The sequence below is a fragment of the Pseudomonas sp. HP_12 genome (genome assembly GCF_055283955.1).
Map to the genome: position 1 here is coordinate 219,124 of NZ_JBTOQG010000023.1, position 24,127 is coordinate 243,250.

Annotated in this window: 24 protein-coding genes and 1 other RNA gene; 16 read left to right on the plus strand and 9 right to left on the minus strand. The window is 59.6% G+C overall.

What is annotated here, in order from left to right; all coding sequences use genetic code 11:
- Window positions 1–15: 15 nt before the first annotated feature.
- A complete protein-coding gene (algW, locus tag ACYASU_RS16310) occupies window positions 16–1,182 on the minus strand; it encodes a Do family serine endopeptidase AlgW (protein ID WP_192171777.1) in 1,167 nt (388 codons plus the stop codon).
- A gap of 98 nt (window positions 1,183–1,280) precedes the next feature.
- Between algW and ACYASU_RS16315 the strand changes: the two genes are divergently transcribed.
- The 3 genes from ACYASU_RS16315 (at window position 1,281) to cysN (ending at window position 5,018) form a co-directional block, all read left to right on the plus strand.
- Window positions 1,281–2,039 carry a Nif3-like dinuclear metal center hexameric protein gene (locus ACYASU_RS16315; RefSeq protein WP_192171776.1) on the plus strand — a complete coding sequence of 253 codons (759 nt, stop codon included), beginning with the start codon at window positions 1,281–1,283 and terminating at the stop codon, window positions 2,037–2,039.
- A 147-nt stretch (window positions 2,040–2,186) separates the two neighbouring features.
- Window positions 2,187–3,104 carry a sulfate adenylyltransferase subunit CysD gene (cysD, locus tag ACYASU_RS16320; RefSeq protein WP_065992104.1) on the plus strand — a complete coding sequence of 306 codons (918 nt, stop codon included), beginning with the start codon at window positions 2,187–2,189 and terminating at the stop codon, window positions 3,102–3,104.
- 15 nt (window positions 3,105–3,119) lie between these two features.
- Window positions 3,120–5,018, plus strand: a complete 1,899-nt coding sequence (cysN, locus tag ACYASU_RS16325; protein WP_282368989.1) for a sulfate adenylyltransferase subunit CysN — start codon at window positions 3,120–3,122, stop codon at window positions 5,016–5,018.
- 142 nt (window positions 5,019–5,160) lie between these two features.
- On the opposite strand, the gene ACYASU_RS16330 is transcribed toward cysN, so the two are convergent.
- On the minus strand, window positions 5,161–5,598 hold the full coding sequence (locus ACYASU_RS16330) for a Z-ring associated ZapG family protein (protein ID WP_133772171.1): 438 nt from the start codon (window positions 5,596–5,598) through the stop codon (window positions 5,161–5,163).
- Window positions 5,599–5,743: 145 nt separating this feature from the next.
- Between ACYASU_RS16330 and ACYASU_RS16335 the strand changes: the two genes are divergently transcribed.
- The 3 genes from ACYASU_RS16335 to zapE all read left to right on the plus strand — a co-directional run bounded on the left by ACYASU_RS16335 (window position 5,744) and on the right by zapE (window position 8,906).
- Window positions 5,744–6,373, plus strand: coding sequence for an alpha/beta hydrolase (locus tag ACYASU_RS16335; RefSeq protein ID WP_192171774.1), 630 nt, complete (start codon window positions 5,744–5,746; stop codon window positions 6,371–6,373).
- Between the two features lie 27 nt (window positions 6,374–6,400).
- Window positions 6,401–7,750, plus strand: a complete 1,350-nt coding sequence (locus ACYASU_RS16340; protein ID WP_463583386.1) for a tryptophan--tRNA ligase — start codon at window positions 6,401–6,403, stop codon at window positions 7,748–7,750.
- Between the two features lie 61 nt (window positions 7,751–7,811).
- On the plus strand, window positions 7,812–8,906 hold the full coding sequence (zapE, locus tag ACYASU_RS16345) for a cell division protein ZapE (RefSeq protein ID WP_065992112.1): 1,095 nt from the start codon (window positions 7,812–7,814) through the stop codon (window positions 8,904–8,906).
- Between the two features lie 83 nt (window positions 8,907–8,989).
- Here the strand turns inward: zapE and ACYASU_RS16350 are convergent, their stop codons facing one another.
- Complete coding sequence (locus tag ACYASU_RS16350; protein ID WP_172612965.1) at window positions 8,990–9,910, minus strand: GlxA family transcriptional regulator; 921 nt, start codon at window positions 9,908–9,910, stop codon at window positions 8,990–8,992.
- Window positions 9,911–10,130: 220 nt separating this feature from the next.
- On the opposite strand from ACYASU_RS16350, the gene ACYASU_RS16355 reads away from it, so the two are divergent.
- A complete protein-coding gene (locus tag ACYASU_RS16355; protein ID WP_282368981.1) occupies window positions 10,131–11,267 on the plus strand; it encodes an acyl-CoA dehydrogenase family protein in 1,137 nt (378 codons plus the stop codon).
- Between the two features lie 78 nt (window positions 11,268–11,345).
- On the opposite strand, the gene ACYASU_RS16360 is transcribed toward ACYASU_RS16355, so the two are convergent.
- Window positions 11,346–12,383 carry an NADP(H)-dependent aldo-keto reductase gene (locus ACYASU_RS16360; protein WP_192171771.1) on the minus strand — a complete coding sequence of 346 codons (1,038 nt, stop codon included), beginning with the start codon at window positions 12,381–12,383 and terminating at the stop codon, window positions 11,346–11,348.
- A gap of 240 nt (window positions 12,384–12,623) precedes the next feature.
- Between ACYASU_RS16360 and rplM the strand changes: the two genes are divergently transcribed.
- The 7 genes from rplM to ACYASU_RS16395 all read left to right on the plus strand — a co-directional run bounded on the left by rplM (window position 12,624) and on the right by ACYASU_RS16395 (window position 17,430).
- Window positions 12,624–13,052 (plus strand): 50S ribosomal protein L13, encoded by a 429-nt coding sequence (gene rplM / locus ACYASU_RS16365; RefSeq protein ID WP_019693576.1) that lies wholly within the window; start codon window positions 12,624–12,626, stop codon window positions 13,050–13,052.
- A gap of 14 nt (window positions 13,053–13,066) precedes the next feature.
- Entirely contained in the window at window positions 13,067–13,459 is a 393-nt protein-coding gene (gene rpsI / locus ACYASU_RS16370) for a 30S ribosomal protein S9 (RefSeq protein WP_065992123.1), read from the plus strand.
- A 123-nt stretch (window positions 13,460–13,582) separates the two neighbouring features.
- Window positions 13,583–14,176, plus strand: a complete 594-nt coding sequence (gene petA, locus ACYASU_RS16375; protein WP_463583450.1) for a ubiquinol-cytochrome c reductase iron-sulfur subunit — start codon at window positions 13,583–13,585, stop codon at window positions 14,174–14,176.
- Window positions 14,176–15,387 carry a cytochrome b gene (locus ACYASU_RS16380; protein ID WP_463583387.1) on the plus strand — a complete coding sequence of 404 codons (1,212 nt, stop codon included), beginning with the start codon at window positions 14,176–14,178 and terminating at the stop codon, window positions 15,385–15,387. Before petA ends, ACYASU_RS16380 begins: the two co-directional genes overlap by 1 nt.
- The gene (locus ACYASU_RS16385) at window positions 15,387–16,154 is read left to right on the plus strand and encodes a cytochrome c1 (protein ID WP_463583388.1); all 768 of its coding nucleotides are present in this window, start codon (window positions 15,387–15,389) and stop codon (window positions 16,152–16,154) included. Before ACYASU_RS16380 ends, ACYASU_RS16385 begins: the two co-directional genes overlap by 1 nt.
- A gap of 226 nt (window positions 16,155–16,380) precedes the next feature.
- Window positions 16,381–16,998 (plus strand): glutathione S-transferase N-terminal domain-containing protein, encoded by a 618-nt coding sequence (locus ACYASU_RS16390; RefSeq protein WP_037014722.1) that lies wholly within the window; start codon window positions 16,381–16,383, stop codon window positions 16,996–16,998.
- Between the two features lie 18 nt (window positions 16,999–17,016).
- A complete protein-coding gene (locus tag ACYASU_RS16395) occupies window positions 17,017–17,430 on the plus strand; it encodes a ClpXP protease specificity-enhancing factor (RefSeq protein WP_463583389.1) in 414 nt (137 codons plus the stop codon).
- An 86-nt stretch (window positions 17,431–17,516) separates the two neighbouring features.
- Here ACYASU_RS16395 and ACYASU_RS16400 read toward each other — a convergent pair whose 3' ends face one another.
- The 5 genes from ACYASU_RS16400 to ACYASU_RS16420 all read right to left on the minus strand — a co-directional run bounded on the left by ACYASU_RS16400 (window position 17,517) and on the right by ACYASU_RS16420 (window position 22,367).
- The gene (locus ACYASU_RS16400; protein WP_463583390.1) at window positions 17,517–18,428 is read right to left on the minus strand and encodes a CAAX protease; all 912 of its coding nucleotides are present in this window, start codon (window positions 18,426–18,428) and stop codon (window positions 17,517–17,519) included.
- Between the two features lie 390 nt (window positions 18,429–18,818).
- Window positions 18,819–19,397: a BON domain-containing protein gene (locus tag ACYASU_RS16405; protein ID WP_192171767.1), complete on the minus strand. Its 579-nt coding sequence runs from the start codon at window positions 19,395–19,397 to the stop codon at window positions 18,819–18,821.
- Window positions 19,394–19,987 (minus strand): phosphoheptose isomerase, encoded by a 594-nt coding sequence (locus ACYASU_RS16410; protein ID WP_065992135.1) that lies wholly within the window; start codon window positions 19,985–19,987, stop codon window positions 19,394–19,396. Before ACYASU_RS16410 ends, ACYASU_RS16405 begins: the two co-directional genes overlap by 4 nt.
- 194 nt (window positions 19,988–20,181) lie before the next feature.
- Window positions 20,182–20,556, minus strand: a complete 375-nt coding sequence (locus tag ACYASU_RS16415; protein ID WP_463583391.1) for a YraN family protein — start codon at window positions 20,554–20,556, stop codon at window positions 20,182–20,184.
- Complete coding sequence (locus tag ACYASU_RS16420) at window positions 20,553–22,367, minus strand: penicillin-binding protein activator (protein WP_192171765.1); 1,815 nt, start codon at window positions 22,365–22,367, stop codon at window positions 20,553–20,555. The genes ACYASU_RS16415 and ACYASU_RS16420 overlap by 4 nt, the downstream gene beginning before the upstream one ends.
- Window positions 22,368–22,589: 222 nt before the next feature.
- Between ACYASU_RS16420 and rsmI the strand changes: the two genes are divergently transcribed.
- On the plus strand, window positions 22,590–23,495 hold the full coding sequence (gene rsmI / locus ACYASU_RS16425) for a 16S rRNA (cytidine(1402)-2'-O)-methyltransferase (protein ID WP_463583451.1): 906 nt from the start codon (window positions 22,590–22,592) through the stop codon (window positions 23,493–23,495).
- Window positions 23,496–23,581: 86 nt separating this feature from the next.
- An RNA gene (gene rnpB, locus ACYASU_RS16430) (RNase P RNA component class A) lies at window positions 23,582–23,939 on the plus strand.
- The last annotated feature ends 188 nt before the right edge of the window (window positions 23,940–24,127 follow it).

Below are 24,127 nucleotides of genomic sequence, written 5' to 3' on the forward strand. Positions count from 1 at the left end.
CCTAACGGCAACCGATCAATTCTCCGCCGCAGGCGCCGTTGTCTGCGGTGGGCGCACGCCCACTTCGGCGGTCAGTTTCAATTCCTTGCCGTTGCGCATGACCTGAATGGCAATCTTGTCAGTCGGTTTGGTGCGGGCCACCTGATTCATTGAGCGACGGCCGTCGCCCGCCGGCTCGCCGTTGATGCTCAAGATCACATCACCCAATTGCAAGCCTGCCTTCTGCGCCGGGCCGTCGCGGAAGATCCCGGCGACCACGATGCCCGGACGATCCTTCAGCCCGAACGATTCCGACAACTCCTGAGTCAGCGGCTGTACCTCGATGCCCAGCCAGCCGCGAATCACTTGGCCGTGTTCGATGATCGACTTCATCACCTCCAGGGCCAGCTTGGTCGGAATCGCAAAACCGATGCCTTGGGAGCCGCCGGATTTGGAGAAGATCGCCGTGTTGATCCCGGTCAGGTTGCCGTTGGCGTCCACCAGCGCGCCGCCCGAGTTACCGGGGTTGATCGCCGCGTCGGTCTGAATGAAGTCTTCGTAGGTGTTGAGGCCCAGTTGGTTGCGGCCGGTGGCACTGATGATGCCCATGGTCACGGTCTGGCCAACGCCGAACGGGTTACCGATGGCCAAGGCAACGTCGCCGATGCGGATAGCGTCGGAACGGCCAAGGGTAATGGAGGGCAGGTTCTTGAGGTCGATCTTCAGCACCGCAAGGTCGGTCTCGGGGTCGCTGCCGACGACTTTGGCTATCGTCTCGCGGCCGTCTTTAAGCGCTACGACAATCTGGTCGGCGCCGGAGGTCACGTGGTTGTTGGTCAACAGGTAGCCTTCCGGGCTCATGATCACCGCCGAACCCAGGCTCGACTGCATGCGCTTTTGTTTAGGCAGGTTGTCGCCGAAGAAACGACGAAACTGCGGGTCGTCGAACAGCGGATGGTTGGGTTTGTTGTTGTTATTGACCATCTTGGTCGTGTACAGATTGGCCACGGCCGGGGCGGCGTTGCTGACAGCGTCCGCGTAGGAGACCGGACCCTGTTGCACGAAGGTCTGTTGTGGCGCTTGCTGCAGGTTCACGTCCTGGCTTGGCAGCCCAACCCATTGGGGATAGCGCTGGATAATCAATAAAGCGATAAGCACACCAGCGAGCAAGGGCCAGCCGAGAAAACGCAGCGCTTTGAACATTGAGCGGAGTCCTGAAGGTAGAAGCGCCTAGCTGCGCCATAATGGCCGGCATTATACGAGGACCGACACGGTCTGGACTGCATATTTAGGAGACTTTTATGGCGGTTGCCTTGAGCACCCTGGTGGAAGAAGCGGACCGCTATCTCGGTAGCGCACGCATTCAGGATTATTGCCCCAACGGCCTGCAGGTCGAGGGCCGGCCGCAGGTCAGCCGAATCGTCTCCGGCGTCACCGCGAGTCAGGCGTTGCTCGACGCAGCCGTGGAGGCCAATGCCGATCTGGTGCTGGTGCATCACGGCTATTTCTGGAAAGGCGAAAACCCCTGCATCACCGGCATGAAGCAGCGTCGGCTGAAGACGCTGCTCAAACACGACATCAGCCTGCTGTCCTATCACCTGCCTCTCGATTTGCATGCTGAGGTAGGCAATAACGTTCAACTCGCCCAGCAACTGGAGATCACCGTCGAAGGCCCGCTGGACCCGGACAACCCGCGCATCGTCGGGCTGGTCGGCTCACTCAGCGAAGCGATGACGCCGCGGGATTTCGCCCACCGCGTCCAAACCGCGCTGGGGCGCGAGCCGCTGTTGATTGAAGGCGACGGCATGATTCGCCGGGTCGGCTGGTGCACCGGAGGCGGGCAGGGCTACATCGATCAAGCCGTGCTGGCCGGCGTGGACCTGTATTTGAGCGGCGAAGCGTCCGAGCAGACCTTTCACAGCGCCCGGGAGAACGGCATCAGTTTCATCGCCGCCGGCCATCACGCCACCGAGCGTTATGGTGTGCAGGCCCTGGGTGATTATCTGGCGCGGCGCTTTGCCCTGGAGCATCTGTTCATCGACTGTCCGAACCCGATTTAAAGCGTCCGAGGGTCCAAAGCATGAGGTATATGGTTAGATCGTTTCGATCTATCCCCGCCGCTGAATAGAATCAGGCCCCATGATAAAGTGCCTCGCTCGATAGAGCCCGCAGGCTCTCCATACACGTACGTTATCCCGTGAGTAACCATGGTCGACAAACTGACGCATCTGAAACAGCTGGAGGCGGAAAGCATCCACATCATCCGCGAGGTCGCTGCCGAGTTCGATAACCCGGTGATGCTGTACTCCGTCGGTAAAGACTCTGCCGTGATGCTGCATCTGGCCCGCAAGGCCTTCTTCCCGGGCAAGCTGCCGTTCCCGGTGATGCACGTCGACACCCGCTGGAAATTCCAGGAGATGTACCGCTTCCGCGACAAGATGGTCGAGGAAATGGGCCTGGACCTGATCGTGCACGTGAACCCGGACGGCGTCGCGCAGGGTATCAACCCGCTGACCCACGGCAGCTCGAAGCACACCGATATCATGAAAACCCAGGGCCTCAAGCAGGCCCTCGACAAGCACGGTTTCGATGCCGCGTTTGGCGGCGCCCGTCGTGACGAAGAGAAATCCCGCGCCAAAGAGCGCGTGTATTCCTTCCGTGACACCAAGCACCGCTGGGACCCGAAAAATCAGCGTCCCGAGCTGTGGAACGTGTACAACGGCAACGTCAACAAAGGCGAGTCGATCCGCGTGTTCCCGCTCTCCAACTGGACCGAGCTGGACATCTGGCAGTACATCTACCTCGAAGGTATCCCGATCGTCCCGCTGTATTTCGCCGCCGAGCGCGAAGTCATCGAGATGAATGGCACCTGGATCATGATCGATGACGACCGCCTGCGTAATCACCTGTCCGACGAGGACAAGAAGCGCATCGTCAAGAAGAAGGTCCGCTTCCGCACACTGGGCGACTACCCGTTGACGGGCGCTGTCGAGTCCGAGGCCACCAGCCTCACCGACATCATTCAGGAAATGCTCCTGACGCGAACTTCCGAGCGCCAGGGCCGGGTCATCGACCACGATGGCGCAGGCTCCATGGAAGAAAAGAAACGTCAGGGTTATTTCTAATTAGGGTGTCTGAACATGTCGCATCAATCTGAATTGATCAGCGAGGACATCCTCGCCTATCTGGGCCAGCACGAACGCAAGGAAATGCTGCGTTTCCTGACCTGTGGCAACGTCGACGACGGCAAGAGCACGTTGATCGGGCGTCTGCTGCACGATTCCAAGATGATCTACGAAGATCACCTGGAAGCCATCACCCGCGATTCGAAAAAATCCGGCACCACCGGCGACGAAGTCGATCTGGCGCTGCTGGTCGACGGCCTGCAGGCCGAGCGGGAGCAGGGCATCACCATCGATGTCGCTTACCGTTACTTCTCCACCGCCAAGCGCAAATTCATCATCGCCGACACCCCCGGCCATGAGCAGTACACCCGCAACATGGCCACCGGTGCGTCCACCTGTGACCTGGCGATCATTCTGGTCGACGCCCGCTACGGCGTGCAGACCCAGACCAAACGCCACAGCTACATCGCCTCGTTGCTGGGCATCAAGCACATCGTGGTCGCCATCAACAAGATGGACCTCAACGGCTTCGACGAGAACATCTTCGAGCAGATCAAGGCCGATTACCTGGCGTTCGCCGACCGCATTGCGCTGAAGCCGACCACGATGGAATTCGTGCCGATGTCAGCCCTCAAGGGCGACAACGTGGTCAACCGGAGCGAGCGTTCGCCGTGGTACACCGGCAAGTCGCTGATGGAAATTCTCGAAACCGTCGAGATCGCCAACGACCGCAATTTCACCGACCTGCGTTTCCCGGTGCAGTACGTCAACCGTCCGAACCTGAACTTCCGCGGTTTCGCCGGCACCCTGGCGAGCGGCATTGTGCACAAGGGCGACGAAGTCGTTGTGCTGCCGTCCGGCAAGAGCAGCCGCGTGAAATCCATCGTCACTTTCGAAGGCGAGCTGGAGCACGCGGGGCCGGGGCAGGCCGTGACGCTGACCATGGAAGACGAGATCGACATCTCCCGTGGCGACCTGTTGGTGCATGCCGACAACGTCCCGCAAGTGGCCGACGCCTTCGACGCCATGCTGGTGTGGATGGCCGAAGAGCCGATGCTGCCGGGCAAGAAATACGACATCAAACGCGCCACGTCCTACGTGCCGGGTTCAATTGCCAGCATCACCCATCGTGTGGACGTGAACACGCTGGAAGAAGGCCCTGCCAGCTCGCTGCAGCTGAATGAAATCGGCCGCGTGAAGATCGCATTGGACGCGCCGATCGCCCTCGACGGTTACGACAGCAACCGCACGACAGGCGCATTCATCGTCATCGACCGTTTGACCAACGGCACCGTGGCGGCCGGCATGATCATCGCCAAACCGGTGGTTGCGGGTGGCGGGAGTCATCACGGCGCGCTGGCCCATGTGTCGGCAGAAGAGCGCGCTCAGCGCTTCGGCCAGAAGCCGGCGACCGTGCTGTTCAGCGGTCTGTCGGGTGCGGGCAAGAGCACGCTGGCGTATGCCGTGGAGCGCAAGCTGTTCGATATGGGCCGTGCGGTGTTCGTCCTCGATGGCCAGAACCTGCGTCACGACCTCAACAAGGGCTTGCCGCAGGATCGCGCCGGTCGCACCGAGAACTGGCGTCGTGCCGCCCACGTTGCGCGTCAGTTCAACGAAGCGGGCCTGCTGACCCTCGCAGCGTTCGTCGCGCCGGACGCGGGCGGTCGGCAGAATGCCAAGGCCCTGATCGGGGATGATCGACTGATCACCGTGTACGTTCAGGCGTCGCCGCAGGCCTGTCGTGAGCGTGATCCGCAAGGGCTCTACGCTGCCGACAAGGACAACATCCCGGGTGAATCCTTCCCGTATGACGTCCCGCTGGACGCCGACCTGGTCATCGACACGCAGTCGCTGAACGTCGAAGAAAGCGTCAAACAGGTGTTGGACCTGCTGCGGACCCGCGGCGTGATCTAAGCGCCGTTTGCCGAACAAGAAACCCGCCAGTGATGGCGGGTTTTTTGTTTGTCTTGCCATTGCTGATCGGGCCAATCCGCCGCCCACAAAAAAGCCCGCCCCTGATCACCCCAGGGGCGGGCTTTTTGCGAAACGTGTGTTCTTACTTCTTCAAACCGTAATGCTCATCCAGCATGCCGGGGGAGTCTGGCGACTTGGGCGCGTAGTCCTTCGGTGGTTCAGCGGCCGTGCGCGGCGGCGTCAGGCGATCGCGGTGCGGATGGAGCGCCTCCGGGTGCAGCGCGGCCAGCAGGCGTTGACGGGTGATGTCGTCGGTGGCCAGGCGGTTGGCGCCTTCGGCCAGATGCTCCTGAACATCGTGGTAGCTTTGCGACAGCTTCTGCACCAGATTGGCCGTGCTGTTGAAGTGAGTGATCACTTCGTTCTGATAGGTATCGAAACGCTCCTGAACGTCATCCAGCTGGCGCTGAGTCCCGTTAGGCACGGCATTGGGCAGCGCGCGCGCCACGAAGAAACCGATGATCACACCGACCACCAGGGCGATGGTCGGCAGCAACCAAACTAAGAGCGAGTAATCCACGAGTCCTTCCTCTATAAACGGCTTTGCTTTACGTTAACGGCTCGAACCTGCGCTGTATAGCGGCGACGCGTCGCCAGCCTGACAGCCACAGACAATCAGCTAGACGAGTCGACCCAATTGAAGGTCACGGAGTTCATTCTTGCTCATGCGTGAGACCCCTGTATTCATCGACGGCCCGGTGGGCCAACTCGAAGCGTTGTACCTCGATCTGGACGAGCCCAAGGGCATCGCGCTGATATGCCATCCTAACCCGGTTCAGGGCGGCACCATGCTCAATAAAGTAATCTCGACGCTGCAGCGCACTGCGCGTGATGCCGGTCTGATTACGCTGCGCTTCAACTATCGCGGCGTCGGCGCCAGCGCTGGCAGCTCGGACATGGGCGAAGGCGAAGTCGACGATGCACAGGCTGCCGCGAAGTGGCTGCGGGATAAACATCCCGATCTGCCCATGACGTTGTTCGGCTTCTCCTTCGGCGGTTTCGTGGCGGCTACCTTGGGCGGGCGTCTTGAGGCTGAAGGCGAAACCCTGAAGCATGTGTTCATGGTCGCACCCGCCGTAATGCGGATTGCCAACGTAGAGGCGTTGCCGCAGAAGGGCGCGCTGACGCTGATTCAGCCGGAAACCGACGAAGTCGTTGACCCACAACTCGTGTACGCGTGGTCTGACACGCTTCAGCGCCCCCATGAGCTGCTGAAAGTGGCAGAATGCGGGCACTTTTTTCACGGCAAGCTGACCGATCTCAAGGATCTGATTCTGCCGCGCCTTTCGAATTGATCGCAGCACCCAAATAAGCGACTAGCCATGACCACTCGTATCCTGACCGGTATCACCACCACCGGCACGCCGCACTTGGGCAACTACGCCGGCGCCATCCGCCCGGCCATCGTTGCCAGCCGCCAGAGCGACGCCGACTCGTTCTACTTTCTGGCCGACTACCACGCGCTGATCAAATGCGACGACCCGCTGCGCATTCAGCGCTCGCGTCTGGAAATCGCCGCGACCTGGCTCGCGGCAGGGCTGGACGTCGAGCGCGTCACGTTCTATCGCCAGTCCGACATTCCGGAAATTCCCGAGCTGACCTGGCTGCTCACCTGCGTTGCCGGCAAGGGCCTGCTCAATCGCGCTCACGCCTACAAAGCCTCGGTGGACAAGAACGTCGAAGCCGGTGAAGACCCGGACGCTGGCATCACCATGGGCCTGTTCAGCTACCCGGTGTTGATGGCCGCCGACATCCTCATGTTCAACGCCCATCAAGTGCCTGTCGGTCGCGATCAGATCCAGCACGTCGAAATGGCGCGCGATATCGGTCAGCGCTTCAATCACCTGTTCGGCAACGGCAAAGAATTCTTCGTGATGCCGGAAGCGCTGATCGAGGAAAGCGTCGCGACACTCCCTGGCCTGGACGGCCGCAAGATGTCGAAGAGCTACGACAACACCGTGCCGCTGTTCACCAGCGCCAAAGACATGAAGGAAGCAATATCCCGCATTGTCACTGACTCTCGTCTGCCGGGCGAGGCCAAGGATCCGGACACTTCGCATTTGTTCACGCTGTACCAGGCATTTGCTACCAAGGAACAGGGCGACGAGTTCCGCGCCGACCTGCTCCAGGGGTTGGGTTGGGGCGATGCCAAGCAACGCCTGTTCCAGTTGCTGGACGCGGAGCTGGGCGAGGCACGGGAGAATTACCATCGCCTGATCGAGCGGCCAACCGACCTGGAAGACATTCTGCAAGCGGGCGCCGAGAAGGCCCGTCGTGTGGCCACGCCGTTTCTGGGCGAGCTGCGTGAAGCGGTTGGCCTGCGTTCATTCCGTACCGCTGCGCAAACCGTCACGGCGACCAAGAAGAAGGCCAGCAAAGGCCCTCGCTTCATCAGTTTCCGCGAAGACGACGGCAGCTTCCGCTTCCGCCTGCTGGCGGCCGACGGCGAGCAACTGCTGCTGTCGCGCAGTTTCACAGACGGCAAGGCGGCCGGCGCCGTGACCAAACAGCTGCAGCAGGGCGGTGAGCTGGACATTCGGCCCGAAGGCGATGCCTTTACCCTGTGGCTGAGTGATGCCTGTGTCGCCGACAGCCCGGCGTTCGCCGATGCCGCCGCCCGCGACGCCGCGATCGAGAGCCTGAAACTGGCGCTCGCGCCACAACAGGATTAATTGCCATTCCAATGGGCCATCGCTACAGTGACGGCCCGTTTTTGCTCCCTTGCAAGCGACTATGACCCCTCTAGAACGATACCAAGCTGACCTGAAGCGTCCGGACTTTTTCCACGACGCCGCGCAAGAGAATGCGGTGCGCCATCTGCAGCGTCTGTACGACGATCTGGTCGCCGCCCATGACCGCAAGCCGGGATTGCTGGGCAAGCTGTTCGGCAAGAAAGAGGCCCCGATTGTGAAGGGGCTGTATTTCTGGGGCGGTGTGGGCCGGGGCAAGACCTACCTGGTCGACACCTTCTTCGAAGCGCTGCCGTTTGAAGACAAGACGCGCACGCACTTCCACCGCTTCATGAAGCGTGTGCACGAGGAGATGAAAAACCTCAAGGGCGAGAAGAACCCGCTGACCCTGATTGCCAAGCAATTCTCTGAAGAAGCGCGGGTGATCTGTTTCGACGAATTCTTCGTATCGGACATTACCGACGCGATGATCCTCGGCACGCTGATGGAAGAGCTGTTTAAGAACGGTGTGACCCTGGTCGCGACGTCGAACATCGTTCCCGACGGTCTGTACAAGGACGGTCTGCAGCGTGCGCGTTTCCTGCCGGCGATTGCGCTGATCAAGCAAAACACCGAAATCGTCAACGTCGACAGCGGCGTCGACTATCGACTGCGCCATCTGGAGCAAGCCGAGCTGTTCCACTTCCCGCTGAACGAAGCGGCGGAGGAGAGCCTGCGCAAAAGCTTCCGCGCGCTGACTCCTGAATGCACCAAGGCCATCGAGAACGATGTGCTGATCATCGAGAATCGGCAGATCAAGGCCATCCGTACCTGCGACGACGTGGCGTGGTTCGACTTCCGTGAGCTGTGCGACGGGCCGCGTAGCCAGAACGACTACATCGAACTCGGCAAGATCTTCCATGCGGTGCTGCTCAGCGGCGTCGAGCAGATGAGCGTGACCACCGACGACATCGCGCGCCGGTTCATCAACATGGTCGACGAGTTCTACGACCGCAACGTCAAGTTGATCATCTCGGCGGAAGTCGAATTGAAAGACCTGTACACCGGCGGCCGCCTGAACTTCGAATTCCAGCGCACGCTCAGCCGGTTGCTGGAAATGCAGTCCCACGAGTTCCTGTCGCGGGCGCATAAGCCCTAGGGAGCAGCTGCAAGCTTCAAGCGACAAGCTGCAAGAGGTCATCTCGCCACTTGCAGCTTGAGACTTGCCGCTTGAAGCTGACTCTAGGCCGCCTGCTGAAACTGCTGCCGGTATTGGTTCGGTGACAGGTCGGTGTGTTGGCGGAACAGGCGCGCGAAGAAGCTGGCGTCGTCGTAGCCCACTTCATAGCTGATGGTCTTGATGCTCTTTCGTGAGCCTGACAGCAAGCCCTTTGCGGTTTCGATCCGCAGCCGTTGCAGATAATGCAGTGGCTTGTCGCCCGTTGCCGTCTGGAAGCGGCGCATGAAGTTGCGGATGCTCATGCCGTGCTCCCGGGCCACATCCTCGAAACGGAATTTGTCGGCGAAGTGCTCTTCAAGCCAGTGCTGAATCTGCAGGATGATCACGTCCTGGTGCAGCTTCTGCCCGCCAAAACCAATCCGTCCCGGTGCGTAGCTGCGCTGCACTTCATAGAGAATGTCGCGGGCGACGGTCTGCGCGACATGGGCGCCGCAGAAGCGCTCGATCAGGTAGATGTACAGATCACACGCTGAAATCGTGCCGCCTGCGCAATACAGGTTATCGGCGTCGGTGAGGTGCTTTTCCTGATTCAGCAGCACGTTCGGAAAGCGCTCGGCGAATTCGTTGAAGAACCGCCAGTAGGTGGTCGCTTCCTTGCCGTCGAGCAATCCAGCGTCTCCCAGCCAGAATACGCCGCTGGCTTCACCGCAGAGCACGGCGCCGCGCGCATGCTGCTCACGCAGCCACGGCAGGATTTGCGGATAGCGCTCGCGCAGGGTGTCGAAGTCTTCGACAAAGGCGGGAAGGATGATGATGTCGCTGTGTTCAAGCACGCCGTCTACAGGGATCACGACGTCGCTGAAACTGCGGACTTCCTTGCCGTCCGGGCTGACCAGTCGGGTTTCAAACGCCGGCTTGAAGCCCTGTCCCAACTGCTTGCCGTAGCGCAGGCTGGCGAGGTGAAAGAAGTCTTTGGCTTGCATGAGCGTGGAGGCAAAAATTCCATCGATCGCAAGAATGCTGACACGCCGCAACGGCGCGTTTGGTTGGATAGACATAGTCTTTTGTTCTTATATGGGAAAGTGGTCAAGCAACGGCGTGATCGTCTTATTTTTTGTCGGATGTGTCCAGTGTCGCCGTCAACCGGCTGCGCCTACGCTCTGCTGACGTTTTGTCCGACAATTCTTCGCATCAGGTGCAGCCATGCTTCCCAGAACACTCTTCAGCTCGGAGCACGAGCTTTTCCGAAATAGCGTGCGCAAGTTCTTCGAACAGCACGCGGCGCCCTTTCATGCCCAGTGGGAGAAGCAGGGCCACATCGACCGCACGCTGTGGAACCGGGCCGGGGAGCAGGGCATGTTGTGTTCGCATTTGCCGGAAGAGTACGGCGGCATGGGCGCGGATTTTCTCTACACCACGGTGGTGATCGAAGAAATTTCCCGCCTCGGCCTGACCGGCATCGGCTTCTCCCTGCATTCGGACATCGTCGCGCCGTACATCCTGCATTACGGAAGCGAGGCGCTGAAGCTCAACTATTTGCCCAAGCTGGTTTCGGGGGAGCTGGTCACTGCCATCGCGATGACCGAGCCTGGTGCGGGTTCCGACCTGCAAGGGGTCAAGACCACTGCGGTGCTGGATGGCGACGAGTACGTCATCAATGGTTCGAAGACGTTCATCACCAATGGCTTTCTCGCCGATCTGGTGATCGTGGTCGCGAAGACCGACCCCAAGGCAGGCGCGAAGGGCACCAGTCTGTTCGTTGTGGAAGCGGGCACGCCCGGCTTCGCGAAGGGCAAGCGACTGGAGAAGGTCGGCATGAAGGCGCAGGACACGTCGGAACTGTTCTTCCAGGACGTGAGAGTGCCCAAGGAGAACCTGCTCGGCCAGGCCGGGATGGGTTTTGCGTATCTGATGCAGGAACTGCCCCAGGAGCGTCTGACGGTCGCCATCGGCGCCATTGCCTCCGCCGAAGCGGCCTTGCAGTGGACGCTCGATTACACGCGTGAACGCAAAGCCTTTGGCAAGGCGATCATCGATTTCCAGAACACCCGCTTCAAACTGGCCGAAATCGCCACCGAAGTTCAGATTGGTCGTACGTTCATCGATCGGTGCCTGGAGTTGCATCTGGAAGGGAAGCTGGATGTGCCAACGGCGGCCATGGCGAAATACTGGTCAACTGATCTGCAATGCAAGGTTTTGGATGAATGCGTGCAGCTGCATGGCGGCTACGGCTTCATGTGGGAGTACCCGATCGCCCGGGCGTGGGCCGATGCGCGGGTGCAGCGGATTTATGCCGGGACCAACGAAATCATGAAAGAGATCATCGCCCGGTCTCTGTAATCCTTTGCGGAACCCCAGAGGGGCCCTGTAAAGACCCTCTGCGGTTCCACAGTCAATCAGCGATCACGCAATCACCGATCAAGGCGCAGGATTCGGTTGATCCTTGTGAATCGCGTCAATGCCCGCCAGCACTTCATCCGACAGCACCAGTTCCGCGCTCGCCAGGTTGCTTTCCAGCTGCTCCAGCGTCGTTGCACCGATGATGTTGCTGGTGACGAAGCTGCGCCCGGTCACGAACGCCAGGGCCATTTGAGCCGGATCAAGACCGTGCTCGCGAGCCAGCGCAACGTAGCGCGCGCAGGCCGCTTCCGATTGCGGATTGAAATAGCGCGTGAAGCGGCTGTACAGGCTCAGACGGCCCTTGGCAGGACGGGCGCCGTCGGCGTATTTGCCAGACAACATCCCGAAGGCCATGGGCGAATAGGCCAGCAGGCCGCATTGCTCGCGAATCGCCACTTCCGCCAGACCCACTTCGAAGCTGCGGTTGAGCAGGTTGTAGGGGTTCTGAATCGACACCGGGCGCGTTAGACCATGGGTGTCGGACTCGGCAAGAAACTTCATGGTGCCCCAAGGCGTTTCGTTGGACAGACCGACGTGGCGGATCTTGCCGGCCTTGACCTGCTCGTCCAGCGCTTCGAGCACTTCCAGCAGCGGGGTGAAGTGCTCCTCGCTGTGGTTGTAACCGAGCTTGCCGAAGAAGTTGGTGCTGCGCTCAGGCCAGTGCAATTGATACAGATCGAGGTAATCGGTCTGCAAGCGTTTCAAGCTCGCATCCAGCGCCGCGACGATGTGATCGCGGTTGAATTTCAGCTGGCCGTCACGAATGTAATCAATGCCGTTGCCGGGACCGGCGATCTTGCTGGCGAGGATCCAGTCAGCGCGGTCGCCGCTCTGCTTGAACCAGTTGCCGATGATGGTCTCGGTGCTGGCATAGGTTTCTTTCTTCGGCGGCACCGGATACATCTCGGCGGTGTCGATGAAATTGATGCCGGCGGCCTTGGCCCGTTCGATCTGCGCGAAGGCCTCGGACTGGCTGTTCTGCTCGCCCCAAGTCATGGTGCCGAGGCAGATTGCGCTGACATTGAGGTCGGTTCTGCCCAGTTGGCGGTAGTCCATTTGGCTCTCCTGTTTAAAAGAGCCATAAAAGCAGGTTGAAATTTTTTTCGCAATCTGCATAATTCCGCTCCTCTTTGTCGCTGGAGTGATGCCCCGCGCCAAAAGAAACCGCTGCGATCGAACGCGCTGACCCGAGCCCCCTATAGCGTTCGTGCCCGGCGGCCTTTGACTTGTCAAAGACCGTACTAATGAGTATGCTCCGCCGTCTATTTTTCAGGGCGGCCTTTGAGGCTATAAAGAATGAAAACTTTTACCGCTAAACCGGAAACAGTAAAGCGCGACTGGTTCGTCGTCGACGCTGCTGGTCAGACCCTGGGTCGTCTGGCCACTGAAATCGCGAGCCGTCTGCGTGGCAAGCACAAGCCGGAATACACTCCGCACGTTGACACTGGCGACTACATCGTCGTGATCAATGCCGAGCAGATCCGTGTGACCGGTGCCAAGACCACCGACAAGATCTACTACTCTCACTCCGGTTTCCCGGGCGGGATCAAGTCGATCAACTTTGAAAAGCTGATCGCCAAAGCTCCTGAGCGCGTGATCGAGACCGCGGTCAAAGGCATGCTGCCTAAGAACCCGCTGGGTCGCGACATGTATCGTAAGCTGAAAGTCTATGCGGGCGCTGCACACCCTCATACTGCTCAGCAGCCCCAAGAACTGAAGTTTTAACGGAATAGTTCATTATGTCGGCGACTCAAAATTACGGCACTGGCCGTCGCAAGACCGCAACCGCTCGCGTTTTCCTGCGTCCGGGCACCGGTAACATCTCCATCAACAACCGTTCCCTGGACTCGTTCTTCGGTCGCGAAACTGCCCGCATGGTAGTTCGTCAGCCGCTGGAACTGACTCAGACTGTCGAGAAATTCGACATCTACGTCACTGTCATCGGCGGTGGTGTGAGTGGTCAAGCTGGCGCAATCCGCCACGGTATCACCCGCGCTCTGATGCAGTACGACGAAACCCTGCGCGGCGCTCTGCGCAAAGCAGGCTTCGTCACTCGCGATGCTCGCGAAGTTGAACGTAAGAAAGTCGGTCTGCGTAAAGCGCGTAAGCGTCCGCAGTACTCGAAGCGTTAATTCGCTTCCGTTCAAAAAGAACGCTCAGTTTCTATACGAAGCTGGGCGTTTTTTTATGGCTGTCTTTTATTGATTCCGAGGGCCTGGTCAAGGAGATCTCGGATGCTGACGGGAGAGGGCGCCATGGGCAATGACGGCGTAAACACGGGCCGGCGTCGCTTCCTTGTGACGGCCACGTCTGTGGTGGGCGCAGCAGGCGCGGTCGGCGCCGCCATGCCGTTCGTGGGCTCATGGTTCCCGAGCGCCAGGGCCAGGGCTGCGGGAGCGCCTGTCAAAGTCAATATCAGCAAGATTGAGCCCGGCCAGCAGATGATCGCCGAATGGCGCGGGCAGCCGGTGTTCATTGTCCGTCGTACGCCCGAGATCCTTTCCCGTCTGGGCCAGCTTACCGGCAAGCTCTCCGACCCCGAGTCAAAGGCCTCCGCCCAGCCTGGCTACGTCGATCCGGTGGTCCGTTCCATCCGCCCGGAAATCCTGCTGTTGGTCGGCATCTGTACCCATCTCGGCTGCTCACCGACGTTTCGCCCCGAAGTCGCCCCCGCTGACCTGGGCAAGGACTGGGGCGGCGGATATTTCTGTCCCTGCCACGGCTCCCGTTACGATTTGGCTGGCCGCGTGTACAAGGCACAGCCTGCACCGCTGAATTTGCCAGTGCCGCCGCATTCCTACGAGTCGGACTCAATCATCGTCATTGGCGTGGATCAGGAGGAAGCGTGATGAGCAGGCTCATGGACTGGATCAATGCGCGCTTGCCCGTGACCTCAATGTGGGAAAACCACCTCAGCAAGTACTACGTGCCCAGAAACCTGAATTTTTTCTATATATTCGGCGCGCTGGCATTGCTGGTGTTGGTCAACCAGATCCTCACGGGCATCTGGCTGACGATGAATTACACGCCCACGGCAGAGGGCGCCTTTGCCTCGGTCGAGTCCATCATGCGCGACGTCGAATACGGCTCGATCCTGCGGCTGTTGCATTCGACCGGCGCGTCAGCGTTCTTCATCGTCATCTACCTGCACATGTTTCGCGGCCTGCTGTACGGCTCTTATCAGAAGCCGCGGGAGTTGGTCTGGATCTTCGGCATGCTGATTTATCTGGCGCTGATGGCCGAGGCGTTCACAGGCTACCTCCTGCCATGGGGGCAGATGTCGTACTGGGGGGCGCAGGTGATCATTTCCCTGTTCGGCGCCATTCCGTTGATCGGCAACGACCTCGCACAGTGGATCCGCGGCGATTATCTGGTCTCCGGGATCACCCTCAACCGCTTCTTCGCGCTGCATGTCGTGGCGCTGCCAATCGTGATCCTCGGGCTTGTGGTGCTGCATATTCTGGCGCTGCATGAAGTGGGCTCGAATAACCCCGACGGCGTCGACATCAACAAGTACAAGGACGAGAACGGCAACCCGCTGGATGGCATTCCCTTCCACCCGTACTACACGGTCAAGGATCTGCTCGGCGTCGTGGTGTTTCTGTTTATCTTTTGCTCGGTGGTATTTTTCTTCCCGGAGATGGGGGGTTACTTTCTCGAGCAGCCCAACTTCGAGCCAGCGAACCCACTCAAGACCCCGGAGCACATTGCGCCGGTCTGGTACTTCACGCCCTTCTACGCGATCTTGCGCGCCATCCCGGACAAGCTTCTCGGCGTCATGACCATGGGCGCGGCGATCGCGGTGCTGTTCGTGCTGCCGTGGCTTGACCGCAGCCCGGTCAAATCGATGCGCTACAAAGGCTGGCTGAGCCGCGCGGGGCTAACGGTGTTTTGCGTGTGCTTCGTGACGCTCGGGGTGCTGGGCGTTCTTCCGCCGAGTCCCGGGCGCGCATTGCTGGCACAAGTCTGCACCTTCACGTATTTCGCCAACTTCATCCTGATGCCGTTCTACACGCGCATGGAGCGGACGAAGCCGGTACCGGACAGGGTGACCGGCTGATGAAAACCCTGCTCGTTGTCTTGCTCATGGCCATGTTGCCGGCGCTGTCGTTCGCGGATGAGCATGGCGCGGGCCTTGAGAGCGTTGATATCGATGTGTCCGACAAGTCCGCCCTGCAGGATGGCGCGCGGACGTTCGTTGATTACTGCATGGGTTGCCACAGCGCCAAATTCCAGCGCTATGAACGCGTCGCGGACGATTTAGGCATTTCCCACGAGCGCATGCTGGAAAAGCTGGCGCCTGCCGGAGCGAAGATCGGCGATCACATGACCATCGGCATGCAGCCGGCGGATGCGAAAACCTGGTTTGGCGCAGCACCTCCCGATCTGACCCTTGTCGCCCGCGTTCGCGGAACTGACTGGCTCTATGGCTATCTGCGTTCGTTCTACGAGGACCCGACGCGGCCCTGGGGCGTGAACAACACCGTTTTCCCCAACGTGGCCATGCCCAACGTGCTGGAAGGGCTTCAGGGGCGTCAGAGGCTCGGTTGCAAAGAGGTTCAGCGCGTCGAAGACGGGGAAAAACACACCGACACGCCCCTGAATCACGAAGCCTGCGATCAACTGATCATCGTGCCCAACACCGGCACGCTGACCAACGCGCAGTTCGACGAGAAGGTGAAGAACCTCGTCACCTTCCTCGCCTATTCGGCCAATCCGGACAAGCTGCAGCATCAGCGCATCGGCACCTACGTACTGCTTTACCTGGCCGTGTTGTTCATCCTGGCCTGGCTGCTCAAGCGGGAATTCTGGAAAGACATCCGTTGAGCAGGCGTCTGATTCGCGTGTCTCGGCCACCTGCTGCTGCGCTGTTTCAGGTAATGGAGGCAGAGCGGGTATAGTGGCGGGCTGAAGATTGCAGAATCTACCTTGAGTAAATGAGCTATCTTGTCGCCCGCGTTGAACACCCGATCATCGTGGACGTCGCCGAAAGCGCCCTCGCGGCGCATCCGTATTTCTGCTTTTTGAATATCTACAAGCGAGGAGGACCGCCATGGGCGTGACCAATCGGTTGGCCTGTTACTCCGACCCCGCCGACCACTATTCCCATCGCGTGCGCATTGTGCTCGCCGAGAAAGGTGTCAGCGCCGAGATCATTGAAGTTGTCGAGGGCCGTCATCCGCCCAAATTGATCGAGGTGAATCCGTACGGCAGCGTGCCGACCCTGGTTGATCGTGACCTGGCGTTGTACGAGTCGACGGTGGTAATGGAATACCTGGACGAGCGTTATCCCCATCCGCCGCTGCTCCCGGTCTATCCGGTGGCGCGTGCCAACAGCCGCTTGCTGATCCACAGGATTCAGCGCGACTGGTGCGGTCTGGTGGATCTGATTCTGGACCCGCGCAGCAAAGAAGCCGCACGTGTTCAGGCGCGCAAGGAGCTGCGCGAAAGTCTGACCGGCGTATCGCCGTTGTTCGCGGATAAGCCTTTTTTCCTGAGCGACGAGCAAAGTCTGGTCGACTGCTGTCTATTGCCCATACTCTGGCGCCTGCCGATTCTGGGTATCGAATTGCCGCGGCCCGCCAAGCCGCTGCTTGACTACATGGAGCGCCAATTTGCGCGTGAGGCATTTCAGGCAAGTCTGTCTGGTGTCGAACGCGACATGCGCTAAGGCCTTAGGAGCCGTTTGATGAACTCCAGTCGCCCTTATCTGATCCGCGCGCTGTATGAGTGGATCGTCGATAACGATTGCACACCGCACGTACTCGTCAATCCCGATTACCCAGCGGTGCAAGTCCCGCAAGGCTTCGCCAATGACGGGCAGATCGTTCTGAACATCTCGCCGAGCGCCGTGCGCCATTTGCACATGGACAACGACGCGGTGAGTTTCGAAGGCCGCTTCGGCGGCGTTCCCCACAGCCTGTACGTGCCTATTGCCGCGATCATGGGCATTTATGCCCGCGAGAACGGGCAGGGCATGGTCTTCGACCTGGAGCCTGCTGTGGATGAAGACGAAGATCTGGACGTCGAAGACGACATGCCGCCACCGAACGACGAGCCACCACGCCCTACGGGCCGGCCGAGTCTGAAAGTGGTCAAGTAAGTCGCTTCTGCAGCAACGAAAAAGGCGATCCCGAGGGATCGCCTTTTTTGTGTGTGCCGACTGGCGGTTGCCCATCCAAGCCTGGTTCAGGTTCGCTGAATCGTGTATGTCACTTTGCGCTTTCCGTAGATTTCAATTTTGATGACCTCGTTGCTGACGCTGGCAGCTTCAGCAACTTTGATGAGTTTAGTCATGCTGTTGATCGCGCTCGTCTTCGACCGATATTTTAACCGTTCAATTTCGGCCACCGAGCACGCCCGATATGCAGTTCGGATCACGCCGCTTTTCTCTAGCAGATCAATTTTCTCTGGCGAAATCCATGAAATCAGCTCGACAATTTTGTCGATTTTTTCATGTAAATGAGCCACTGCTTGCTGCTCGTCCGTAACGCCGAAGCGCTTCCAGGCCGGCTCATGGTGGAACACTCGGTTACGAAAGTTGCGAACAAGCGAAACGCGGTTTTTGCACACCTGAAGCATGCTCGCACTCGTAGGCCATGTGCCTCTAAACACTTGTCCCAGATTCTTCGGCCAAATGAGATTGTTGCCCATGAATTCATTATCAAGGACGAATTCCCACGTGGAAAAATCGGCTTGTGAAACGATCTCTTGGTGATCGGGAGCGCCACCGCTGCCCGGTCGTTTCCCTTTTTCCCTTCTGGCGATCTTGAAGGCTGACTGGAAATTATTGGTCAAATATTCAACAGGCTGCGGAGTTTTTACGACTCCTGCGGTATAGCTTCTGTAGCGAAGTTTGCCTTTTTTCCACCAGAATTTACCGATGTCAGCCGTGAGCGCAGAGTCAATCGCATTCCTCAGCGTGACTTCAGCTGCACTGAGTAGGGGGTAGAGGGAAGCGCAGACATGGGAATTCCATAGGTAAGCGCCAACCAGCTCTACGTCATTGCTGACGGAGAAAACTTTGGCGTAGCTGGAGATTCGGTGAGAGCTGATGATTTGATCAATCAGCACGGGTCTGTACTGGACGGTGTGCGGCATGCTCGGCTTCCTTTCAGCGAGGCGCCTGTAAGAATGTGGGTTGACATAGATGTCACCCACCCATAGCATCACTCTCCAGGTTGGCAATGAGCTCCAATGGGCGAAAGCTTAAGACTTTTTGCAAAGACCACGAAACACCCACCCCGGCCTCGAGTCGGGGTTTTTGTTTCTGGACATTTGCCAGCTCGCGTCTGCGCCGGTTCTATTTGCTTGCCATCCGGGTGAGTAGCGAACGCGTCTGGAGGCTGAAGCGGCTCTGGCCAGTCTGCCAGGGCTACCATCGATGTAGACCCACTTCTCGTTAAATGCTGCTGGCACTGGACCAAAAGCGCTGCAATAAAAAGCCCTCACGTGGAGGGCTTAAAAACCTTCGGCAAATCTGCCACACCGTCAGTCGATGTACTCAAACAGCTTCACGATCTTCTGCACGCCGCCGACGCCTTGCACCAGGTTGGTGGCGCGGGTGGCTTCGGCCTGGGTCAGCAGGCCCAGCAGGTAGACGATGCCGTTTTCAGTCACGACTTTGATGCGCGAGCCCGGGATGGCGCTGTCGGTGAGCATCTCGGTTTTGATCTTGCTCGTCAGCCAGGCGTCATTGCTGCGCGCCAGCATCGAGGACGGGCCGGTGACCTGCAGCTCGTTGTTGACCTTCTTGACCTTCTGCACCTGGCTGGCGGTTTGCTCGGCCAGTTGTTTGAGGTCGGCGCGCGGGGTCTGGCCGGCCAACAGGACGATGCCGTTGAAGCTGGTCACGACGATGTGCGATGCGTTGTCCAGATCAGGGCTGGCCTTGGCGATGTTGACCGCGACCTTGGTCTCGATCAGCGAGTCGTCGATCTTGCTGCCGAAGGTGCGTGTACCGCGATCGTCATCGATCGGCGCTTCACGGCTGGCGTTGATCACCGAGCTGCATCCGCTGATGCCCAGGCAGAGCGTCAGGGCCAGCAGGCTAAGACGTTTGGATATCATTCTTCACTCCCGAACAGTTGGCTGTCGATCAAGTCGCAAAGGCAGTGGATCGCCAGCAGGTGGACTTCCTGAATACGTGCGGTGACTTTCGCCGGGACGCGGATTTCAACGTCCTCCGGCAACAGCAACGACGCAACGTCGCCGCCATCGCGGCCGGTCAAGGCTACGACAATCATTTCACGATCATGTGCGGCCTGGATGGCCTGAATAATGTTCGCCGAATTGCCGCTGGTGGAAATCGCCAGCAGCACATCGCCCGGCTGACCCAGCGCACGAATCTGTTTGGAAAAGATTTCGTTGTAGCTGTAGTCGTTGGCGATGGAGGTGATGGTGGAGGTGTCAGTGGTCAGCGCTATGGCGGGCAGGCTCGGTCGCTCGCGTTCGAAGCGGTTAAGCAGCTCCGAGGAAAAGTGCTGGGCATCGCCAGCCGAACCGCCATTACCGCAAGCGAGCATCTTGCCCTCGTTGAGCAGGGCGTTGACCATCACTTGGCTGGCTTGCTCGATGTGGGGTGCAACAACATCCATCGCCTGTTGCTTGGTGTCGATGCTGGCCTGAAAAAGCTGGCGAATTCGGGATTGCATGTCCATCTATGAAAACCTTAATAGGGGCGGCTGGTCGGGGCGGCGTCCGATAAGTCATCGGCGTCCCGGCACAAAACTGTGCAGCCCGCAAAGCAAAGAGCAAAAGAGCCAGTGTGGTTCGTTGGGTTGGTGCAGTAGGACCGGCTTTAGCCGGGAAGGCGGCCGATCTTACGCTGCAATCCCACGGAATCATCGCGTTTTCAGCAATCGAAAGCGTTGGTCAGCCAGTTAAGCGCGGGTGATGTGCCGGGAGCGCCATTGATCGCGACGACGTCGAAGCGGCACGGCGAATCGGCCCAGCGCACCTCGCTTTGCAGAAAGGACTGAGCTGCCAGCGTGAGCTTTTCCTGCTTGCGAAAATCGACGCTTTCCAGCGGACCACCCCAGCCGGCGTGGCGACGATACCGAACTTCGACGAATACTACTGTATCGCCGTCGAGCATGACCAGATCAAGCTCGCCGCGTTTGCATGACCAGTTGCGGGTAATCAGCCGCAATCCATGCTGTTGCAGGTGACGCAGGGCGTAGGCTTCGGCCTCGCGCCCTGCGGTTTGACGGGTCGTGCCTGAGGTCAAGGCGCGGTGTCCGGCAGGCGCTGGACCTTACCGTCTACGAACTCTGCCCATGGCAGTTGACGCTCGATGCGTTGGCCCTGGCCGATCGCCAGGCTGCCGGACAGGCCGTCGATGCGGCTTTCAGGCAGCGTTTTCAACTGCGTCAGTCGTGGCGCCAGACGATACGCGTCGATGCCCATGGCGTAGAGACGGCCAAGGCTACCGGAGGCTTGCGGCCATTGCGCTGTCACTTGCTGGCGCAGTGGGTCGTTGGCGTTCAGCAGCCACGGGGTTTCGCAGAAGCGCACGCCGTTCAGGTCGTTGTACATCGCCGGGTCGCCGCTGTTGGTGAACAGGTGCGAAGTGGCATAGACCGGAACATCGCCAGCGTACTGGAAGACCATGGTCGGCTTGATCTGCTGAGCCTGTTGAGGCGTTGCAGCGAGGAACATGAAGTCCACGTCCTGGCGACGGGAAGGCTGAGCAGCCATCTGCGTGCCAGTGGCGCCTTGCACGCGCTGGGCGCGACCTTCGCTGTTGCGCAACTGGAACAGATCGGCCACCTGTTGAGCGAGTGCGACCGGCTGGTCGATGCGCTCAGCACCCAGCAAGGTGCCGCCTTTGGCCTGCCAGCTTTGACGGAAGGCCTCCAGCACGCGATCACCCCATTCGCCCTTCGGCACCATGGCAACCGCACTGCGCTTGCCATCGGCCCAGGCACGGCGGGCCACTTCGCGGGCTTCGTCTTCCGCTGCCAGACCGAACTGGAACAGCTCGGCAGGGCCCTGAGTGCCGGAATCGCTGTAGTTCAGCGCCAGCGTAGTGATCGGCAGTTGAGGGCGAGCGCTCAGCTGTTTAACCAGTGGCTTTTCCAGCGGACCCACTACCAGTTGCACGCCTGCGGCCTTGGCTTGCGCATAAAAGGCGTCCATCGAGGTCACGCGGGAGCTGTCGAATACTTCGATCGCAGGTGGCTTCTCCCCAGCCTGCTGCGCTTGGTAGTTCGCGGCCATGAAGCCGTCACGCAGGGCGCGGGAGACCGAGGCGAGCGGACCGTCTTGCGGCAGCAGCAGCGCAATCTTGGTCAACGGCTGGCTCTTCAGGTCACGCAGTTGCGCGAGGGCAGTCGGCAGCTGGCGCGCAGCCGGGTGTTGCGGATTCTGCGCCTTCCAGTTGTCGATGGCCGCCTGTTGCTGTTCCAACGTGCCGGCGCCTTTGACCGCGCGGGCCAGGCTCAGCCAGCCGCCCATGTCATCGTTGGCCGAGCTTTGCAACTGCTCGGGTGGCAGCGCAGCAACCAGCGTCCAGATGGCGTCGTTATTGGCGTTCAGGGCGTCGCCTTGCAGCAACGGGCCCATGAACACACGCTCGCTCGCAGCAGCGAGGGTCTGACCATCTGCTTCGAAAGCCCGGGCGCGAACGGTGTGGGTGCGGGTCTGCAGGTCAACCGGCATCTCGCCCAGATGCTGCATGCTCGGGTGGTTGAGGGCGGTCAGCGCAGCTTTCGGCTGGCTGCGACCCAATGCCAGTTCGGCAGACAAGGTGTTGGCGTAGATTTGCTTGTCGGTCTTGAGCTGATCCATCTGGACCTGCTCGAGAATGCTCGCAGCGCGGCTCGGGTTGTTCTGGCGCGCTGCCAGGTCGGCCGCCGTGAGTTTCAGCAACGCTGCCTGATCAGGCGATTTTGCCGCAGCGGCCTGTTCGAGCAGTTGTTCGATGCTGGCATCGGGGGAGCGAGGCAATTCGCCAAGGCTGGAGGAGGGCGAACCGGCACAGGCAGCCAGAAGGGCAGCGAGGCAGAGGGCAGAGAACAGCCGCAGGCAAGCGATCATGTGTATGTTCCTGATACTCGAGCAAATTAGCGTGGAAGTGTACCCAAGCACTGGCCGGGGCGCGACGTTGAAGGCGTTAAAGCGGCGATATTGATCGTCTCCGGGCGCGTCAGTTGACGTGAGTCGGACTGTCGCGGAGTCGCTGCCATGTTGCGGGTGTTCGAGCTGCTTTTCTGGACTCACGGGGTGCGACGTCCTGTTTTGTCGGCCGCAGCCTGTACAATGCAGGCTTTTACACAACATGAGGTGTGCGCTTTGACTGCTCCGGGTGCTTCGAATTCCACTACAGGCGCGCTTTATGTGGTGGCCACGCCGATCGGCAACCTGGATGACATCAGTGCCCGCGCCTTGAAGGTGCTGCGCGATGTTTCGCTGATTGCCGCAGAAGATACCCGCCACTCGTTACGACTGATGCAGCACTTCGGCATTCCGACGCCATTGGCGGCCTGTCATGAGCACAATGAGCGCGAGGAGGGGAGCCGCTTCATCACGCGCCTGCTGGCCGGCGATAACGTTGCGTTGATTTCCGATGCCGGCACGCCGCTGATTTCCGACCCCGGTTACCATCTGGTGCGTCAGGCCCGGGCAGCCGGTATTCAAGTGATCCCGGTCCCTGGCGCCTGCGCCTTGATCGCGGCGCTCTCTGCGGCGGGGTTGCCCTCGGACCGCTTCATCTTCGAAGGCTTCTTGCCGGCCAAGTCGGTGGGTCGAAAGGCGCGGCTCGAACTCGTCAAGGAAGAACCGCGCACGCTTATCTTCTATGAAGCGCCCCACCGCATTCTCGAATGCCTTCAGGACATGGAAGCGGTCTTCGGCCCGGACCGTCCCGCGGTGCTCGGCCGCGAATTAACCAAAACGTTCGAAACCCTCAAGGGGCTGCCGCTGTCCGAGCTTCGTGCCTTTGTTGAGGGCGACAGTAATCAGCAGCGCGGCGAGTGCGTGGTGCTTGTGGCGGGCTGCAGCGAGCCTGAAGGCGAAGATGTGATTGGCGCCGAAGCGCGGCGGGTGCTGGATCTGCTGCTGGAGGAAATGCCCCTAAAGCGTGCCGCCGCACTGGCAGCAGAGATCACCGGTGTACGCAAGAACCTGCTCTATCAGGTGGCGCTGGATAAACAGAAAGGCGTGTGACGGGATGTCGCGGGCAGCTCTGCAAATGGCGCGAGAGCCGATTAAAGCTTGTTCTTGAGCCGCCCTCCCATTAACCTTGGCGGCGGAGAGTCGATTGGACAGTCGCTGCCTTTCATTGTTCTGCAATGGAGGGGGGAGGAAAGTCCGGGCTCCATAGGGCGGAGTGCCAGGTAACGCCTGGGGGGCGTGAGCCTACGGAAAGTGCCACAGAAAATAACCGCCTAAGCATTTCGGTGCCGGTAAGGGTGAAAAGGTGCGGTAAGAGCGCACCGCACGTCTGGCAACAGTTCGTGGCTAGGTAAACCCCACTCGGAGCAAGACCAAATAGGGTTCCAAGGCGTGGCCCGCGCTGGAACCGGGTAGGTTGCTAAAGATGTCCAGTGATGGCCATCGTAGAGGAATGACTGTCCTCGACAGAACCCGGCTTACAGATCGACTCTCCACCTCCTTTTCTTCCCCTCGTTTGTACGATTCATCCCCTTCCGTAATACCAAAAAAATCTTAAACCTCACAAATCACTTTAACTTCAGACCTCATCTGTTTGTTCATCCTCGGAAATATCCGTAGGACCGGTCTGAAATCCGCTACATCTCCTGCGTAAGTGCTCCTAAATATCCGTCCTGTAAGGGTTT

Bases quoted from the DNA above. Each gene is read 5' to 3' on its own strand.
- algW (WP_192171777.1), bottom strand. From the start codon at position 1,182: ATGTTCAAAGCGCTGCGTTTTCTCGGCTGGCCCTTGCTCGCTGGTGTG.
- ACYASU_RS16315 (WP_192171776.1), top strand. From the start codon at position 1,281: ATGGCGGTTGCCTTGAGCACCCTGGTGGAAGAAGCGGACCGCTATCTC.
- cysD (WP_065992104.1), top strand. From the start codon at position 2,187: ATGGTCGACAAACTGACGCATCTGAAACAGCTGGAGGCGGAAAGCATC.
- cysN (WP_282368989.1), top strand. From the start codon at position 3,120: ATGTCGCATCAATCTGAATTGATCAGCGAGGACATCCTCGCCTATCTG.
- ACYASU_RS16335 (WP_192171774.1), top strand. From the start codon at position 5,744: ATGCGTGAGACCCCTGTATTCATCGACGGCCCGGTGGGCCAACTCGAA.
- ACYASU_RS16340 (WP_463583386.1), top strand. From the start codon at position 6,401: ATGACCACTCGTATCCTGACCGGTATCACCACCACCGGCACGCCGCAC.
- zapE (WP_065992112.1), top strand. From the start codon at position 7,812: ATGACCCCTCTAGAACGATACCAAGCTGACCTGAAGCGTCCGGACTTT.
- ACYASU_RS16350 (WP_172612965.1), bottom strand. From the start codon at position 9,910: ATGCAAGCCAAAGACTTCTTTCACCTCGCCAGCCTGCGCTACGGCAAG.
- ACYASU_RS16355 (WP_282368981.1), top strand. From the start codon at position 10,131: ATGCTTCCCAGAACACTCTTCAGCTCGGAGCACGAGCTTTTCCGAAAT.
- ACYASU_RS16360 (WP_192171771.1), bottom strand. From the start codon at position 12,383: ATGGACTACCGCCAACTGGGCAGAACCGACCTCAATGTCAGCGCAATC.
- rplM (WP_019693576.1), top strand. From the start codon at position 12,624: ATGAAAACTTTTACCGCTAAACCGGAAACAGTAAAGCGCGACTGGTTC.
- rpsI (WP_065992123.1), top strand. From the start codon at position 13,067: ATGTCGGCGACTCAAAATTACGGCACTGGCCGTCGCAAGACCGCAACC.
- petA (WP_463583450.1), top strand. From the start codon at position 13,583: ATGGGCAATGACGGCGTAAACACGGGCCGGCGTCGCTTCCTTGTGACG.
- ACYASU_RS16380 (WP_463583387.1), top strand. From the start codon at position 14,176: ATGAGCAGGCTCATGGACTGGATCAATGCGCGCTTGCCCGTGACCTCA.
- ACYASU_RS16385 (WP_463583388.1), top strand. From the start codon at position 15,387: ATGAAAACCCTGCTCGTTGTCTTGCTCATGGCCATGTTGCCGGCGCTG.
- ACYASU_RS16390 (WP_037014722.1), top strand. From the start codon at position 16,381: ATGGGCGTGACCAATCGGTTGGCCTGTTACTCCGACCCCGCCGACCAC.
- ACYASU_RS16395 (WP_463583389.1), top strand. From the start codon at position 17,017: ATGAACTCCAGTCGCCCTTATCTGATCCGCGCGCTGTATGAGTGGATC.
- ACYASU_RS16400 (WP_463583390.1), bottom strand. From the start codon at position 18,428: ATGCCGCACACCGTCCAGTACAGACCCGTGCTGATTGATCAAATCATC.
- ACYASU_RS16405 (WP_192171767.1), bottom strand. From the start codon at position 19,397: ATGATATCCAAACGTCTTAGCCTGCTGGCCCTGACGCTCTGCCTGGGC.
- ACYASU_RS16410 (WP_065992135.1), bottom strand. From the start codon at position 19,987: ATGGACATGCAATCCCGAATTCGCCAGCTTTTTCAGGCCAGCATCGAC.
- ACYASU_RS16420 (WP_192171765.1), bottom strand. From the start codon at position 22,367: ATGATCGCTTGCCTGCGGCTGTTCTCTGCCCTCTGCCTCGCTGCCCTT.
- rsmI (WP_463583451.1), top strand. From the start codon at position 22,590: ATGCAGGCTTTTACACAACATGAGGTGTGCGCTTTGACTGCTCCGGGT.